The organism is Salinifilum aidingensis (genome assembly GCF_054782015.1).
The window spans coordinates 168303-183811 of the sequence record NZ_BAAGTH010000009.1 but is presented as its reverse complement, the minus strand read 5'-3'; the positions used below and the strand labels follow the sequence as shown (position 1 = coordinate 183811).

Annotated in this window: 13 protein-coding genes; 9 read left to right on the top strand and 4 right to left on the bottom strand. The window is 74.2% G+C overall.

The window, feature by feature from the left end; genetic code table 11:
* The first annotated feature begins 28 nt into the window (after window positions 1–28).
* The 8 genes from hpnC (at window position 29) to ACYVJE_RS14030 (ending at window position 8868) form a co-directional block, all read left to right on the top strand.
* Window positions 29–937 carry a squalene synthase HpnC gene (gene hpnC / locus ACYVJE_RS14065; RefSeq protein ID WP_461144801.1) on the top strand — a complete coding sequence of 303 codons (909 nt, stop codon included), beginning with the start codon at window positions 29–31 and terminating at the stop codon, window positions 935–937.
* Window positions 934–1863 carry a phytoene/squalene synthase family protein gene (locus ACYVJE_RS14060; protein WP_461144800.1) on the top strand — a complete coding sequence of 310 codons (930 nt, stop codon included), beginning with the start codon at window positions 934–936 and terminating at the stop codon, window positions 1861–1863. Before hpnC ends, ACYVJE_RS14060 begins: the two co-directional genes overlap by 4 nt.
* Complete coding sequence (hpnE, locus tag ACYVJE_RS14055) at window positions 1860–3221, top strand: hydroxysqualene dehydroxylase HpnE (protein WP_461144799.1); 1362 nt, start codon at window positions 1860–1862, stop codon at window positions 3219–3221. Before ACYVJE_RS14060 ends, hpnE begins: the two co-directional genes overlap by 4 nt.
* Window positions 3218–4243: a polyprenyl synthetase family protein gene (locus ACYVJE_RS14050; protein WP_461144798.1), complete on the top strand. Its 1026-nt coding sequence runs from the start codon at window positions 3218–3220 to the stop codon at window positions 4241–4243. The genes hpnE and ACYVJE_RS14050 overlap by 4 nt, the downstream gene beginning before the upstream one ends.
* Before the next feature lie 8 nt (window positions 4244–4251).
* Window positions 4252–6159: a squalene--hopene cyclase gene (gene shc, locus ACYVJE_RS14045; protein WP_461144835.1), complete on the top strand. Its 1908-nt coding sequence runs from the start codon at window positions 4252–4254 to the stop codon at window positions 6157–6159.
* 5 nt (window positions 6160–6164) lie between these two features.
* Window positions 6165–7076 (top strand): hypothetical protein, encoded by a 912-nt coding sequence (locus tag ACYVJE_RS14040; RefSeq protein ID WP_461144797.1) that lies wholly within the window; start codon window positions 6165–6167, stop codon window positions 7074–7076.
* The gene (gene hpnH, locus ACYVJE_RS14035; RefSeq protein ID WP_459155812.1) at window positions 7076–8077 is read left to right on the top strand and encodes an adenosyl-hopene transferase HpnH; all 1002 of its coding nucleotides are present in this window, start codon (window positions 7076–7078) and stop codon (window positions 8075–8077) included. The genes ACYVJE_RS14040 and hpnH overlap by 1 nt, the downstream gene beginning before the upstream one ends.
* Before the next feature lie 125 nt (window positions 8078–8202).
* Window positions 8203–8868 carry a VC0807 family protein gene (locus tag ACYVJE_RS14030; protein ID WP_461144796.1) on the top strand — a complete coding sequence of 222 codons (666 nt, stop codon included), beginning with the start codon at window positions 8203–8205 and terminating at the stop codon, window positions 8866–8868.
* Between the two features lie 10 nt (window positions 8869–8878).
* On the opposite strand, the gene ACYVJE_RS14025 is transcribed toward ACYVJE_RS14030, so the two are convergent.
* Genes ACYVJE_RS14025 through ACYVJE_RS14015 form a run of 3 tightly spaced genes read right to left on the bottom strand, consistent with a single transcriptional unit; the run spans window position 8879 to window position 12989 of the window.
* A complete protein-coding gene (locus ACYVJE_RS14025; RefSeq protein WP_459155810.1) occupies window positions 8879–9625 on the bottom strand; it encodes an SDR family NAD(P)-dependent oxidoreductase in 747 nt (248 codons plus the stop codon).
* 47 nt (window positions 9626–9672) lie between these two features.
* Entirely contained in the window at window positions 9673–10590 is a 918-nt protein-coding gene (locus ACYVJE_RS14020) for a DMT family transporter (protein WP_461144795.1), read from the bottom strand.
* Window positions 10587–12989, bottom strand: a complete 2403-nt coding sequence (locus tag ACYVJE_RS14015; RefSeq protein ID WP_461144794.1) for an MGDG synthase family glycosyltransferase — start codon at window positions 12987–12989, stop codon at window positions 10587–10589. Before ACYVJE_RS14015 ends, ACYVJE_RS14020 begins: the two co-directional genes overlap by 4 nt.
* A gap of 164 nt (window positions 12990–13153) precedes the next feature.
* Between ACYVJE_RS14015 and ACYVJE_RS14010 the strand changes: the two genes are divergently transcribed.
* A complete protein-coding gene (locus tag ACYVJE_RS14010; protein WP_461144793.1) occupies window positions 13154–14215 on the top strand; it encodes an adenosine deaminase in 1062 nt (353 codons plus the stop codon).
* Between the two features lie 54 nt (window positions 14216–14269).
* Here the strand turns inward: ACYVJE_RS14010 and ACYVJE_RS14005 are convergent, their stop codons facing one another.
* Window positions 14270–15487: an LCP family protein gene (locus ACYVJE_RS14005; protein WP_461144792.1), complete on the bottom strand. Its 1218-nt coding sequence runs from the start codon at window positions 15485–15487 to the stop codon at window positions 14270–14272.
* Between the last annotated feature and the right edge of the window lie 22 nt (window positions 15488–15509).

The following is a 15509-nucleotide window of genomic DNA, read 5'->3' as shown; positions in this document are numbered from 1 at the left end:
CTCCTGGCCGTCGGATAGGAGGAGGGCCATGGTCGTATCGCTGCCCGACCCCACAACTCCGAACGCGGAAGCCGAGCCCTCGAAAGAGCTACCGCGCTCGGGGGACTTCCCGCGCACAGCTGCCGTCATGGGGCAGATGCGTTCGGAGAACTTCCCGGTCGCCTCGCGGATCCTGCCGCGCACGATGCAACGCCACCTGCACGCGCTCTACGGCTACTTCCGCCTCGTCGACTACGCCGGCGACGACGCTCCCGGGGACCGCGGCGCCCTGCTCGACCTGCTCGAGGTCGACCTCAAACGCGCCTACCAGGCAACCGCGCGGATCCCGGTGATGCGCACGCTGCAGCCGACCGTGCACGAGTGTGGCATCCCGTACGACACCCTGGTCAAGCTGATCGAGGCCAACCGGCAGGACCAGCACGTCCGCCGGTACGACACGTTCGCCGACCTCGTGGACTACTGCCGCCTGTCGGCCAACCCGGTCGGGGAGGCCGTGCTGCACGTGTTCGACCGCGCCGAGCCGGAGCTCATCCGCCTGTCCGACCGCATCTGCACCGCGCTGCAGATCCTCGAGCACTGCCAGGACCTCGCCGAGGACCTGCGGCAGGACCGCGTCTACCTCCCGGCGAGCGACCTGAAGCGGTTCCACTGCGAGGAGCACGAACTCACCCGCGCCACCGCCTCGACCCGCCTGCGCGGGCTCGTGCGGTTCGAAGTCGACCGCGCCCACCGGGTGCTCGACGTCGGAGCAGCGCTGGTCAACCGGCTCTCGGGCATGGCGCGCATCGCCGTGGCCGGTTACGTCGCCGGCGGGCGGGCCACCGCGGCCGCCTTCGCCCGCGCCGGGTACGACCCGCTGGGCGGGGACGTGCGTCCGAGCAGGACGCGCACCTTCGCCGAGTGGGGGCGGCTGTACACGATGGGGGGCTCCCGGTGACTCCCACGGACCCGCTCCGCGCGGCCTACGACGAGTGCGAACGCATCACCAGGCAGCAGGCGCGCAACTTCTCCTACGGCATCCGCCTGCTGCCGGGGCCGAAACGCCGCGCGCTGTCCGCGGTCTACGCCTTCGCGCGCCGCATCGACGACATCGGTGACGGCGCCCTCTCCGTCGAGGAGAAGCTGCGGCAGCTCAAGCAGACCCGCGCGCAGCTGCGCGAGCTGACCACCGGTGCCGACGATCCGGTGCTGGCCGCGCTGGCGGACACCGGCGAGCGGATGCCCGTGCCGCTGGAGGCCTTCCACGAACTCCTCGACGGCTGCGAAGCCGACGTGCGCGGCAGGCCGTACACCACCTACGACGAGCTGCTGGACTACTGCCGCAGCGTGGCGGGATCCATCGGGAGGCTGTCGCTGGGCGTGTTCGGCACCGACGACGTCGCCCGCGACGCGCCCCGCGCCGACGCCCTCGGCATCGCGCTGCAACTGACGAACATCCTCCGCGACGTGCGGGAGGACTGCGCCGCCGGGCGCGTGTACCTGCCGGACGAGGACCTCGCCGCTTTCGGCGTCGTCCTGCACCCGGCGGCGGCCGAGGACTCCGCCCCGCCGGGCGGCCCGCGGCCCGGCGGCGCCGCCGGGCGGGACGGAGCCCCGCTCAGCGGCGTGGAGAACGCCGGCTGGGACGCGCTGATGCGCTACGAGATCGCGCGCACCGAATCCTGGTACGACGAAGGGCTGCAGCTGCTGCCCGCGCTCGACCGCGGCAGCCGCGCCTGCTGCGCGGCCATGGCCGGCATCTACCACCACGTGCTGCGGCGCATCGCCGAGCGCCCGCGCACCGTGCTCACCCGGCGCACCACGCTGCCCACCTGGCGCAAGGCCGAAGTGGCCGCTCGCTCGCTGGTGGGGATGCGGCCATGAACCGCGCCAGCGTCCTCGTCGTCGGCGGCGGTCTCGCCGGCATCACCGCCGCGCTGCGCTGCGCCGACCGCGGTTTCGCGGTCCGCCTGGTGGAGGGGCGGTCCCTGCTCGGTGGTGCGACCTACTCGTTCTCGCGCGGCCCGCTGACCGTCGACACGGGACAGCACGTGCTGCTGCGCTGCTACGAGCACTACCGCGCCCTGCTGCACCGGCTCGGCGTGGCCGACGGGGTGCGGGTGCAGCCGCGGCTGCACGTGCCCGTGCTGTCGCCGCACCGCAGCCCCGTCGTGCTGCGCCGGTGGAACCTGCCCGCCCCGGCGCACCTCGCCCCGGCGCTGTGCGCCAACCGGTGGTTGAGCGCGGGCGAGCGCCTGCGCGCGGTGCGCACGGCGCTCGCCCTGCGCCGCCTCGACCCGGACGACCCGCGACTGGACGCCGCGAGTTTCGGCGACTGGCTGCGCGAGCAGGGGGAGTCGCAGCGCGCCACCGACGTGCTGTGGGGCATGCTCACCACCGCGGCGCTGAACGCCCGCCCGGACGAGGCGTCGCTGGCGCTGGCAGCGCGCGTGTTCCGCACCGGCGTGCTGGACGACACCGCCAGCGCCGACATCGGCGTGCCCCGGCTGCCGCTGCGCGAGCTGCACGGCGACCCGGCCGCGCGCGCCCTGACCGCGGCGGGCGTCGCGGTGCACACGAACACCAAGGTGCGCGGGGTTTTCCGCAGCGGTGACGGCCTGCGCGCCACCACCCGCGACCGCGACCGGCACGCCCCGCTGACCGCCGACCACGTCGTGCTGGCCGTGCCGCACCAGCAGGCGGCCGCGCTCGTGGCTGACCTGCCGGTGCGCGGCGCGTCCCGGTGGTCGGCCCTGTCGGCCGCACCGATCATCAACGTCCACGTGCACTACGACCGCGCGGTGACCGGACATGAGCTGTGCTCGGTCGTGGATTCGCCGCTGCAGTGGATCTTCGACCGCACCGCTGCGTCTGCGGCGACGACCGGGCAGTACCTGGCGGTGTCGGTCTCGGCGGCGTGGGAGGACGCGCACCGGCGCACCGAGGAGCTCCGCGCGCGGTACCTGTCCGCGCTGTCCGAGGTGTTCCCGCGCGCCGCCGCGGCCGGGGTGCGCGACTTCTTCGTCACCCGCGAACCGAACGCGACCTTCCACCAGACGCCGGGAACCGCCGCGCACCGGCCCGCCGCGCGCACCGCCGTGCCCGGGCTCGTGCTGGCCGGGGCGTGGACCGCGACCGGACTGCCGGACACGCTCGAAGGTGCGGTGCTCAGCGGGCTCCGCGCCGCCGAGGTGGTCGAAGCCGAGCAGGGATCCCGACACGGTGTGGAGGAGACGGCATGACTTCAGTGCTTCCCGCGGCCCTCACCACCGCGCGCGAATCGATCGAGCCGATGCTGCGCGCCCGCGTCGACCGGCTCGACCCGGAGATGCGCCGCGTGTGCACCTACCACTTCGGGTGGACCGATGTGGACGGAAGCGCCACCGACGAGGGCGGCAAGGCGTTGCGCCCCGCGCTCGTGCTGCTGTCCGCGCAGGCCGCCGCGGAAGCCGGTGGTGCGGAGGACGCCGCGGAACGGGCCGCTCCCGCGGCGGTCGCGGTGGAGCTGGTGCACAACTTCTCGCTGCTGCACGACGACGTCATGGACGCCGACACCTCCCGCCGGCACCGCCCCACGGCGTGGACCGTCTTCGGCCGCTCCGCCGCGCTGCTGGCCGGGGACGCGCTGCTGAACCTCTCCACCGAGGTGCTGCTGGAGTCCTCCTCGCAGCGGGCGGCCGACAGCGCGCGCACCCTCGCGGCGACCACGCGCACCCTCATCGCCGGGCAGTCGGCCGATCTCGACTTCGAGCGGCGCGCCGGCGTCACCCTCGACGAGTGCCTGCAGATGGCGCACGACAAGACCGCCGCCCTGCTCGGGTGCGCGGCCTCGATCGGCGCGCTGCACCAGGGGGCCGGTGAGGCGTTCGTCGCGCGACTGCGCGGTTTCGGGCGGGAGCTCGGCATGGCCTTCCAGCTCGTGGACGACCTGCTCGGCCTGTGGGGCGACCCCGAGCTCACGGGCAAACCGGTGCTGTCCGACCTGCGCGCGCGCAAGAAGACCCTGCCGGTGGTGCACGCGCTGTCCTCGGCAACGCGGTGCGGCCAGCGGCTCCGCGCGCTGTACGCCCAGGAGGACCCGCTGACCGAGGACCAGCTGCACGAGGCCGCGGAAATGGTGCAGCGGGCCGGATCCGAGGGCTGGGCCCGCGCCGAGTGCGACCGCAGGCTGACCGCCGCCCGCGCGTACCTGCCCCCCGTGCCCTCCGGGGCCGGCACCTCGTTGACCGAGCTCGCCGAATTCATCGTACGGAGGCAACGTTGACCGAACAGATGCAGCACGGCGCCGCCACCGCGAACGCGTCCGGAGTGGACGAAGCCGTGCACGCCGCCCGGCGGTACTTCCTGTCGTTGCAGCACCAGCAGGGGTGGTGGAAGGGCGAGCTCGAGACGAACGTGACCATGGACGTCGAGGACCTGCTGCTGCGCCAGTTCCTCGGCATCCGCACCAAGGCCGAGACCGAGCAGGCCGCCCGCTGGATCCGCGGGCAGCAGCGCTCCGACGGCACGTGGGCGAACTTCGCCGGCGGGCCCGTCGACCTGTCCACCACGGTCGAGGCCTACGTGGCGCTGAAGCTCGCCGGTGACGACACCGGTGCCGAGCACATGACCACCGCGCGCCGCTGGATCCTCGACCACGGCGGCGTCGAGCGCACCCGCGTGTTCACCCGCATCTGGCTGGCCCTGTTCGGGGAGTGGTCCTGGGACGACCTGCCGGCCATGCCGCCCGAGATGATCTTCCTGCCCCCGTGGTTCCCGCTGAACGTGTCCGACTGGGCCTGCTGGGCGCGGCAGACCGTCGTGCCGCTGACGATCGTGTGCACCCTGCGGCCGCAGCGCGAGCTCGGCGTCAGCACCGCCGAGCTGCGCACCGGCACTCCGGCGCCGCGCGCGAAACCCGGCCTGTCCTGGGAGTACGGGTTCGCAGCGTTGGACGGGGCGCTGAGCGCTTACGGGCGCCGGCCGGTGCGCGCGCTGCGCAGGCAGGCGATGCGGCGCGCGGCCGAGTGGATCGTGGCCAGGCAGGAGGCCGACGGCGGCTGGGGCGGCATCCAACCGCCGTGGGTGTACTCGCTGCTGGCGCTGCACCTGCTCGGATACCCGCTGAACCACCCGGTGATGAAGCACGGGCTGGACGGGTTCGAGCGGTTCCTCGTGCACGAGGACGGCCCGGAGGGGCCCGTGCGCCGCCTGGAGGCCTGCCAGTCCCCGGTGTGGGACACGGTGCTCGGCATGCAGGCGCTGCGCGACGCGGACGTGCCCGCCGACGACCCGTCCCTGCGGCGGGCGAGCAACTTCGTGCTCGCCGAGGAGATCGGGCTCAAGGGCGACTGGGCGGTGCGCCGTCCGCGGTTGTCCGCCGGTGGGGGGTGGGCGTTCGAGTTCGACAACGACCACTATCCCGACATCGACGACACCGCCGAGGTGCTCATGGCGCTCAACCGCGTCGAGCACACCAAGCCCGCCGCGGTGCGGGCGGCCATCGAGCGCGGTACCCGGTGGCTCGTCGGCATGCAGTCCCGCGACGGCGGGTGGGGCGCCTTCGACGCCGACAACACCCGCCAGCTCGTGCGCAAGCTCCCGTTCTGCGACTTCGGCGAGGTCATCGACCCGCCCTCGGCCGATGTGACCGCGCACGTGGTGGAGGCGCTGGCCACCCTCGGGCACGCCGACGGCCCGGTGCGCCGGGGAGTGTCGTGGCTGCTGCGCAACCAGGAAACGGACGGGTCGTGGTTCGGCAGGTGGGGAGCCAACCACGTCTACGGCACCGGTGCGGCGGTGCCGGGCCTGGTCGCCGCCGGGGTGCCGCGCGACCACACGGCGCTGCGCCGGGCCGTGCGCTGGCTCGAGGAGCACCAGAACGCCGACGGCGGGTGGGGCGAGGACCTGCGCTCCTACACCGACCCCGCCTGGATCGGCCGCGGCGACTCCACTGCCTCGCAGACGGCGTGGGCGCTGTTCGCGCTGTTGGCGGTCGGCCGGCACGACACGCCGGCGGCGCAGCGCGGGGCCGACTACCTGGTGCGCGCCCAGCGCCCCGACGGCGGTTGGGACGAGCCGCAGTTCACCGGTACCGGTTTCCCCGGTGACTTCTACATCAACTACCACCTGTACCGGGTGATCTTCCCGCTCGCCGCGCTCGGGCGGTTCCGGCGCGCCGCGGGCGCGGGGGAGGAGTGAGCGGAATGTCCGCTCCGCTGCTGGTGTGCGCACCGCTGCGGTGCGAGGCCGCCGCGGTCCGCGGCCGCCTGCCCGGACAGTCCGTGCGGCGCACCGGCTACGGCCACCGCGCGAGCGAGCGCGCTGCCGCGGCGGTGGGCACCGGTGCCCACCGCGCGGTGGCCGTGGTCGGGCTCGCCGGCGGGGTGGGGGGCGAGGTCGCCGGGGGAGACGTGGTGGTGGCCAGCGACGTGCTCGACGACGGCGGAACGGGGGTGCCGTGCGCCTCGGCCCCGCTGCTGGCCGCGCACCTGCGCCGGGCGGGATTCGCGGTGCACTGCGGACCGGTGGTCACCGCGCGGCGACTGGCCGGGCAGCACGACCGGGCCCGGTTCGCCGCGGCCGGTGCGTGCGCGGTCGACCTCGAGTCGGCGCCGCTGGTCCGCGCCGCCGGAGACCGCCCGCTGGCCGTGGTGCGGCTCGTCGTGGACACCGCCGAGCACCCGCTCGTGCGTCCGGGCACGCCCGCGCGGGCGTTGCGCGCGCTCGCCCGGCTGCGCGCCGCGGCGGCGCAGCTGCCGGTGTGGTCCCGGGCCGCGGCTGCCCGGCGGGTGCTCGTCTGCGGCGGCGCGGCCGAGGCCGCGCGGGCCGGGGCCGATCTCGTGCTGTGGTTCGCCGAACCGGCCACAGCCCCGCCCGGCGCCCGCTGCGTCACCCGGATCGACGACGTCCGACTGGCGTGGCTGTGGCGAGCGCGCAGGATCGCAGTCGTGCCCTCCGGAGCGGCGGAGGCGGCGGCGCAGCTGCGCGCCCTCGTCCGCGCGCTCGGCGGGCTGGGGCGGGTGGTCTGCGCCTCGCCCGAGGACGCGGGTTCGTCAGCGACGTTCGCGCCGCCCGGGCACAACCGAACGATTCGCTCCGCGAAGGAGGTGCGCTGATGGGAATCCCGTTGCGCCAGGCGGTCCGCGTCGGTGCCCATCTGCTCAAGCAGAAGTTGGCACGCCGGGACAAGTTCGCGCTGACGCTGGAACTGGAGCCGCTGTTCGCCTGCAACCTGGCCTGCGCGGGCTGCGGCAAGATCCAGCACCCGGCGGACGTGCTCAAGCAGCGGATGCCGGTGGAGGAGGCCGTCGCCGCGGCGGAGGAGTGCGAAGCGCCCGTGGTCTCCATCGCCGGCGGCGAACCGCTCATGCACCCGCAGATCGGCGAGATGGTGCGCGAACTCGTCAAGCGCAAGAAGTTCGTGTACCTGTGCACCAACGCGCTGCTCCTCCCGCGCAAGATCGACGAGATCGAGCCCTCGCCGTACTTCTCGTGGGCGGTGCACATCGACGGGCTGCGGGAGGCGCACGACGCCTCGGTGTGCAAGGAGGGCGTGTTCGACCAGGCGGTCGAGAACGTCCGGGAGGCCAAGCGGCGCGGGTTCCAGGTGACGACGAACAGCACGTTCTTCACCACGGACACGCCGCAGTCGGTCATCGACGTGCTCGACTACCTCAACGACGACCTCGGCGTCGACAAGATGATGCTGTCACCGGCCTACGCCTACGAGAAGGCCCCGGACCAGGACCACTTCCTCGGCGTGACCGAGACCCGCGAACTGTTCCGGAAGGTCTTCGGCGACGAACGGCGCAGGAAGTGGCGGTTCAACCACTCACCGCTGTTCCTCGACTTCCTGGAGGGGAAGATCGACTTCTCCTGCACCGCCTGGGCGATCCCGTCGTACTCGCTCTACGGCTGGCAGAAACCGTGTTACTTGATGGCCGACGGGTACGCGTCCAGTTACGCCGAGTTGTTGGAGGACACCGATTGGGAGCAGTACGGCCGCGGAAGGGATGACCGCTGCGCCAATTGCATGGCACACTGTGGCTACGAACCGTCCGCGGTGCTGGCGACCATGGGTTCGCTCCGCGAAGGAATCCGCGCCATGCGGAGCTGAACGCGCCCACTGCGCCGGTTCCTTCCCCCGACGCGGTGGGATCGCCCCTGGTGAGTCCCCGACGGGCGGCGCGGCCGGACGGGTGATCCTCCCTGCCCGTGACCCCGAGCCGCCCGCGAGGTCCCATGCACACCCCCTGCCCCTCGGTCGTCCACCTGCACAGCGTGTCCCAGCACCTCTGGCACGCGACGAAGAACCTGGTGGAGACGGTCTTCGCGCCGTTGCTGCTGTTCTACGCGCTGTTCCACGCCAGCGGACTGACCGGCGGGTTGCTCGCCGCGTTCGGGTGGACGCTGGCGGCGCTCGGGGTGCGGATCGCCTTCCGCATCCGCATCCCGGTGGTGCTCTGGCTCATGGCCGGCATCCTCGCCGCGCGCACCGCGGTGGGACTGGCCACCGGCAGCACGTTCCTGTACTTCATCCAGCCGAGCGTGCAGAACTTCCTCATCGCCCTGGCACTGCTGGCCACCCTGCCGTTCGAGCGGACGTTCCTGGCCAAGCTCGCCGACGACTTCTGCATCCTGCCGCGGGAGCTCACCGGCAACGCCCGGGTGCAGCGGTTCTTCCGGCGGGTGTCGCTGCTGTGGGCGCTCGTGTTCGTCGCCAACGGCATCGGCGCGCTGTGGACCCTGGTGGGCACCACGGTCGACGGGTTCGTCCTGTTCAGCACCGCCGGTTCGACCGCGCTCGTCGTGCTCGGCATCGCCGTGTCCCTGGTGTGGTTCCGCCGCGCGCTGCGCGGTGAAGGCATCCAGGTGCGCTTCGGCTCGCCGGCCGCCGCGGCCGCCTGACGGGCGCGGTTCACGAGCGCGCCCCGCGCGCCAGCCGCCCGAACGTGCCGGGCAGGGCGCCCTGCACCCGCGCGGCCAGCCCCAGCCACCGGGGCACGAACACCTCCGCGGCATCACGGCGCACCCCGCGCACGAGCGCGTCGGCCACGCGGTGCGGGTCGACCATCCGCGGCACCGACCGCGCGTAGGCCCGCCCGCGCGCGTCGAAGAACGGCGTGCGCACCGCCCCGGGAAGCACCGCTGTCACCCCCACACCGCGCGGGCGCGCGGTCTGCCGCAGGCTCGCGGCGAACGTGCGCACCCCCGCCTTCGTGGCCGCGTACACGTCCTCCTCGGCCACCCCGACCGCGGCGATGGAGGAGACGAACACCAGCTGCCCGCGCCCGCGCCGCAGCATGCCGGGCAGCGCCGCCCGCGCCAGCCGCAGCGGGGCCACCAGGTTCAGCGCCGCGAGCGCGTCGATCTCCGCAGGCGGCATGGCGGCCGTCTCGCCGGCCCAGCCCCGCCCCGCGTTGAGCACCAGCACCTCGGCCTCGTCGCAGAGCGGTTCCACCTCCCGCAGGCCTTCCGCACCGGTGAGGTCGGCCGTCGTGCACGTCGCGCCGACCTCACCGGCGACCGCCTCCAGCCGGTCGGGGTCCCGGCCGACCAGGTGCAACCGGCAGCCCCGCGCGGCCAGCGCCCGCGCGGTGGCCGCGCCGATGCCGGAGGAAGCACCGGTGACGAGCGCGCGCGTCCCGCGCAGCGTGGGCAGCACCGCTCACCTCCTCACCTCGGCGGGCGTTTCCGCCGCCAGCCGCGGGCTCACCCCCAGGTCGCCGTCGACCCCTGCCCGCGGTTCTCGTCCACCGCCCGCAACTGCTCCCCGCGGTGGGCCAGCACGACCACCCCGACGACGATCGCGAGGATCGCCACCACCTCTCCGGCGAGGATGCCGGTGGAGAAGTGCACGTGCTCGCCGAGCCACCGCACCCCGATCGCCGCCGAGACCAGCGGATCCACCGTCGTGATCACCGCCAGCGCCGGTGAGATCACCCGGCTGCGCTGGAAGGTCTGCTGGCTGAGCAGGAACCCCATCGGCCCGATCACGCACACCACGTACAACATCGGGTGCAGGAACGGCTCGGCCAGCCCGGTGCTGCGCACCTGACCGGCCACGACCTTCATCAGCGCGGCCGTGACGCCGTAGAACACCCCCGTGGCCAGCGCCAGCGCCACCGCCCCCAGCTCGCCCCGCACCATCTGCGCGAACACCAGCGCCGCCACGACCACCGCGCCGAGCAGCAGCGCCAGCGGCAGCAGCGAATCGGCGGTCAGCGCGTGCCCGGCACCGCTCGGCCGGGACAGCAGCAGGAACGCGGCCAGCCCGCCGGAGCAGGCCAGCGCACCCACCACGAGCACCGCGTCGAGCCGCCGGTGGGCCATCCACGCGGCGAACGCGGCCCCGAACAGCACCGAGGTCACCAGCAGCGGCTGCACCAGCACCAGCGGACCGTAGGCCAGCGACACCACCTGCAGCGACAGCCCGACGATCACGGTGAGCACGCTGATCACCCAGATGGGTTTGCGGATGAGGTCGACCAGCAGCTTCGGGTTGAGCGTGCGCTCGGCGGGCACCTGCTTGGTCACACGGTGCTGGACGGCGCTGGCCAGGCCGAAGCTCGCCGCGCCGAGCACGGCGGTCGGCACGGCCACGCTCAGCACCGCCTGCCCGCCGTTCAACCGGCGGTCCCCTCGCGCTCCGCGGAGGGTTCGGCCTGCTCGGCGAACGCCTCCCGCATCCCGGAGGCGAGCTCCCCGGCGGCGGGGGCCAGCGCCGGGTCGGTGGTGATGCCGAACCCGACTCGCTCGCTCCAGTTGAGCGCCCCGACGGCCACACCCACGCCCTCGGCCAGCGACAGCAGGGGGTACACGTCGGTGATGGGCGCTCCGTCGAGCGCCACCGGTCGCCGGCGCCCCGGCATGACCGACACGACGGCGTGGAAGAAGCGGCGCTGGTAGATGCGGCGCACCACCCACCGGTGCAGGACGTTCGGCAGCCGACCCAGCGCGGCCAGCACCACCCCGGAGGCCTCGGTCTCACCGCTCTCGGCGCGCCGGCGCAGCAGCTGGTCGACCACCCGGGCCCGCCCCGCCGGAGTCCCCGGGCCCACGGGCAGGTCCAGCGCCACCGACACCGTGTGGTTGCCGGGTGTGTCCGCGGTGACCTCCGCGCGCCCGTTGCGCGCGGTGTGCGGCACCATCACGCGGAACGTCGCCCCCGCACCGCCCGCGCCCCGCGCGGCCAGCTGCCGGTGCAGCGCCTCGGCGACGAGGCCGAGCACGAGGGCCGTGGTGCTCACCCCGCGCTCGCGGGCGCGGGCGCGCACCTGCGCCGACGGCAGGTCGAACCAGGCGGCGGACCGCTGTCCGCCGCTGCACCCGGTGAACGGGCAGTCCCCGGCGGTGCCGGAGCGGGCGAGGCTGGCCAGCCCCCGCGCCACCGCGGCCACGGACGACCGGCCGCGCCCGCCGCTGCGGGCGGGGCCGGCGGAGCCCGGCGGCCCCTCGGCCAGCAGCCGCACGAGCGCGCTGGTCACGGCCACTCCGTCGCCCAGGGCGTGGTGCAGCTTCGCCACCAGCAACGCCTCCCCGGTGTCGTGGCGCAGCAGCAGCCGCAGCCGCCACGGCGGCCGTTCGGCCGGCAGCGGGCAGCGGAGGAACTCCGAGACCGCCGCGGGCAACTGCCCGCCGTCGGCGACCACGCGGCTGTCCAGGTGCTCGGCCGGGTCCAGCGCCGTCACGTCGACCCACCGGGGCCGGAGCCACCGCCGGTGCTCCAGCCGTCGGCGCAACGTCGGCAGGTGGTGCGCGCACTGCGCGATGCGTTCGGCCACCAGCGCGTACCACGCCTCGACCGAGCGCGGTTCGCCGCCCAGCCGGAGGATCGCCGCGGCGCTCTGCTCGACCTGCTCGGTGCTCGCGTGCACGAAGAACGCGTCCTCCGGGCGCAGCGGCCGCGGTCCGGCGTGCCGGGGCAGCGCGGCCAGCGCGGCGACCTGCTCGGGGAAGTCCCCGGAGCGGTGCCGGGCCGCGCGTTCGGCGCAGGCGGCCAGTTCCGCGTCCCCGCCGGCCCACCGGTCGACCGTGGCGGTCAGCTGCCTCCGGTCGCGGCAGAGCACGGCCAGCCCGGCCGCGGCCATGAGCTCGGCGTTGGCCCGCCCGTGGCCCGCGATCGGTTCGAACATGAGCACCGGGCGGGAGCAGGCCAGCGCCTCCAGCGCGGTGGCTCCGCCGGCGTTGGTGAGCACGACGTCGGCCGCCGCGGTCAGGCTCGGCATGTCGTCGACCCAGCCGAGCGGTACCAGCCGCGGATCCGTCCGGGTGGACAGCTCGGCCCGCAACCGCTCGTTGCGCCCGCACACCACCACGACGCGGCCCACCCGCTCGGAACGCAGCACGGCGTCGACCGCGCGGGGCACGGAGCCGAACCCGAGCGCGCCGCAGGAGACGAGCACGGTGAACCCGTCCTCGTCGAAACCGAACGACCGGCGCGCCGCGGCCGGCTGCACCGGGTGGAACGCCGAGACCACCGGGGGTGCGCACGCGGCGCCGACGGCTTCCGGCTCGGCGCGGCGCAGCGCGGCCAGGCTCGCCTCGCTCATCACGTGGTGCATGTCCACGTGCGGGTACACCCAGAAGGGGTGCGGGGCGAAGTCGGAGACCACGGCCACCACGCCGGCGGTGCTCTCCCCGCGGCGCCGCAACCAGTTCATCCCCGCCGTGCCCAGCGGGTAGGTCGTCACGACCAGGTCCGGGGCGTGTTCGCGCAGCACGCGGCGCAGGCGGCGCCCGCACCAGGCGCCGACGAAGCGGCGGCAGCCGTTGGCGAACCAGCGGTAGCGCCACAGCGCCCAGTAGAAGAAGTCGTACAGCCAGGGCGTGGATTCGACGTTGGTGGCGTAGATCCAGTTGAACGCGCGGCGCACCCCCGGCCCCATGGTGTCGAGCGTGTCCACCCGGGAGACCGCGCAGTCCGGCCAGGCGTGCCGGGCGGCCTCCTCCACCGCGCGTGCCGTGGCGTTGTGCCCCTCACCGATCGTGGCGCTGAGCAGCAGGAGGCGGCGTGGTCGGCCAGTCACGACGGGTGTTCCTTTCGGGACGGCACTGTGGGCAAAGACTAACGTGATCTGCCGCCACCGGCCCGGTGAAACGCGGGCGGGGCCGCGCGCGGTGGTGAACTGGCTCTCGTCACCGCGGCGCGATCGCCCGGACTCGCCCGATCGACTGGTAGGTTGCTGCGTCCATGGAGTCCGGAACCGCGCCCAGCGCAGCCACGAACACCGGTCGGGACGACGAGCCGGCCGCGGTCGCCCGGCTGCCGAAAGCCGAGCTGCACGTCCACATCGAGGGCACGATGGAGCCCGAGCTCGTCTTCGACCTCGCGCGCCGCAACGGCGTCGAGCTGCCCTACGCCTCGGTGGCCGACCTGCGCGAGCGGTACCGCTTCCGGGACCTCGCGTCGTTCCTGGAGATCTACTACGCCAACATGGCCGTGCTGCGCACCGAGCAGGACTTCCACGACCTCGCGCGGTCCTATTTGGATGGTTGCGCCGCGAACGGGGTGCGGCACGCGGAGATCTTCTTCGACCCGCAGGCGCACCGGGCGCGCGGCGTGGACATGGCCACGATCGTGGACGGGTTGTCGGCCGCGGTCGAGTCCGCGCGGAGCAGCGGTGTCTCGGCCGAGCTGATCCTGTGCTTCCTGCGCGACCAGTCCGCCGCCTCCGCGGAGGAGACGCTGCGCGAGGCCGAACCGCACCTGGACCGCATCGTCGGCGTGGGGCTCGATTCCGCGGAAGCGGGTCATCCGCCGGAGAAGTTCACCGCGGTGTTCCGCCGCGCCCGCGAACTGGGACTGCGCCTGGTGGCGCACGCCGGCGAGGAGGGCCCCGCGGACTACGTGCGGCAGGCGCTCGACGTGCTCGGCGTGGAACGCGTCGACCACGGCATCCGCGCGCTCGAGGACCCGCAACTGGTCGAGGACCTGCGCCAGCGCGGTGTTCCGCTGACCGTGTGTCCACTGTCGAACGTGCGCCTCGGCGCGGTGGCGCAGCTGGCCCAGCACCCGCTGCCCCGGATGCTCGACGAGGGCCTGCTGGTGACCGTCAACTCCGACGACCCGGCCTACTTCGGCGGCGGGGTCGCGGACAACTGCACCGCGATCCAGCAGGAGCTCGGCATCACCGACGCGCAGCTGCACCGGCTGGCGGAGAACTCCTTCCACGCGGCCTTCCTCGACGAGCAGCGGCGCGCGGAGCTCCTCGGCGAGCTCGGCACCGCCGCCCGCCGGCTCGGGATCGGGTGACCGCGACGGCGCCGGCCGCTCGCGGTCCGCTCGGGCGGACGCGGCGCCGCTCGCTCAGTTCACGCAGGGCAGCTCGCTCGCGGTGACGCCGGGCCGGGCCGCGGAGCCCCCGGCGTCGTCAGCGCCGTCCGAGCGCGCCGCCCGCTCCGAGCGCGCACCGTCCAGCAGCACCGGTCCGGGCGCGCCCAGGCGCGGGGCCTCGCCCTCCTCCGGGGAGATGCCCTCGCGCACCGCGCGCCGCACCTGCTGCGGGTCGACCCGCACCGCGGTGCCGTCCGGGGTGCTGTAGGCAGCGTCGCGCACGGGGATCGTGGAGAACCGGATCTCCTCGCTGTTGAGGTTCTGCAGGCGGCGCGCGAACCGCATCAGGTCCCAGTCCTGGTCGAGCACGACGTAGCGCTTGACCGTGTCGATCACGGTGCGCAGCTGTTCCGGATCGGTCAACAGGCCCGTGGACAGCCCGGTGCGGGCGAGCCCGGCCAGGAACGCCTGCTGGCGCACCACGCGGTCGAGGTCCCCGCGCGGGAGGTCGTGGCGCTGGCGCACGAACGCCAGGGCCTCCGCGCCGTCGAGGCGCTGCCGCCCCGCCTCGAACCGCGCCCCCGACATGGGGTCGTGCACGGCTTCGTTCAGGCACACCGGAACGCCGCCCAGCGCCTCGGTGATCCTGGCGAACCCGAGCAGGTTCACCTCGGCGTAGTGGTCGACCGACACACCGGTCAGCCCCTGGACCGTGTCCACGAGCAGCTGCCGCCCCGCGTGGGCCGTGCGCGTGTTCACCTCCTGCGGGGACGACCCGGGTTCGGCGGTGCGCAGGTCCTGCTCCTCGGCCGTCTTGCCGCGCACGTAGGCCGAGTTGATCTTGTGCTTGCCGTGCCCGGGAATCCGCACGTAGCTGTCCCGCGGGAAGGAGAACGCCACCGCCCCCGACCCGTCCTCGGGGATGTGCACGAGGATCAGCGTGTCGGTGAGCTCGTTGGCCGTGTCCTCTCCCGCGTGCAGCTCGGCGAGCATGTCCTCCGGCAGCGGGCGCCCCCGCGCATCGGTGCGGCTGTCCATGCCCACCAGCAGGATGTCGGTCGCCCCGTCGGCGGTGGCCCGGGTGGTGACATCGCTGGTGGTCACGCCCCCTGTCAACCGCCCGTACTGGGCCCAGCCGAACCCGGTGGCCAGCAGGACCACCGCGGAGACCGCGGCCGCGGCGGTGCGGGCGAACCGGCGCAGCCCGACCCGCCACCGCGAGCCGGGCGGTCGGGCAGTGTCCGTGGCCACGTGATCGCCCCCAGCGCTCGGA

Excerpts from the sequence above, each read along its gene's own strand:
- shc (WP_461144835.1), top strand. The coding sequence starts at position 4,252 with ATGCAGCACGGCGCCGCCACCGCGAACGCGTCCGGAGTGGACGAAGCC.
- hpnE (WP_461144799.1), top strand. The coding sequence starts at position 1,860 with ATGAACCGCGCCAGCGTCCTCGTCGTCGGCGGCGGTCTCGCCGGCATC.
- hpnH (WP_459155812.1), top strand. The coding sequence starts at position 7,076 with ATGGGAATCCCGTTGCGCCAGGCGGTCCGCGTCGGTGCCCATCTGCTC.
- hpnC (WP_461144801.1), top strand. The coding sequence starts at position 29 with ATGGTCGTATCGCTGCCCGACCCCACAACTCCGAACGCGGAAGCCGAG.
- ACYVJE_RS14040 (WP_461144797.1), top strand. The coding sequence starts at position 6,165 with ATGTCCGCTCCGCTGCTGGTGTGCGCACCGCTGCGGTGCGAGGCCGCC.
- ACYVJE_RS14030 (WP_461144796.1), top strand. The coding sequence starts at position 8,203 with ATGCACACCCCCTGCCCCTCGGTCGTCCACCTGCACAGCGTGTCCCAG.
- ACYVJE_RS14010 (WP_461144793.1), top strand. The coding sequence starts at position 13,154 with ATGGAGTCCGGAACCGCGCCCAGCGCAGCCACGAACACCGGTCGGGAC.
- ACYVJE_RS14050 (WP_461144798.1), top strand. The coding sequence starts at position 3,218 with ATGACTTCAGTGCTTCCCGCGGCCCTCACCACCGCGCGCGAATCGATC.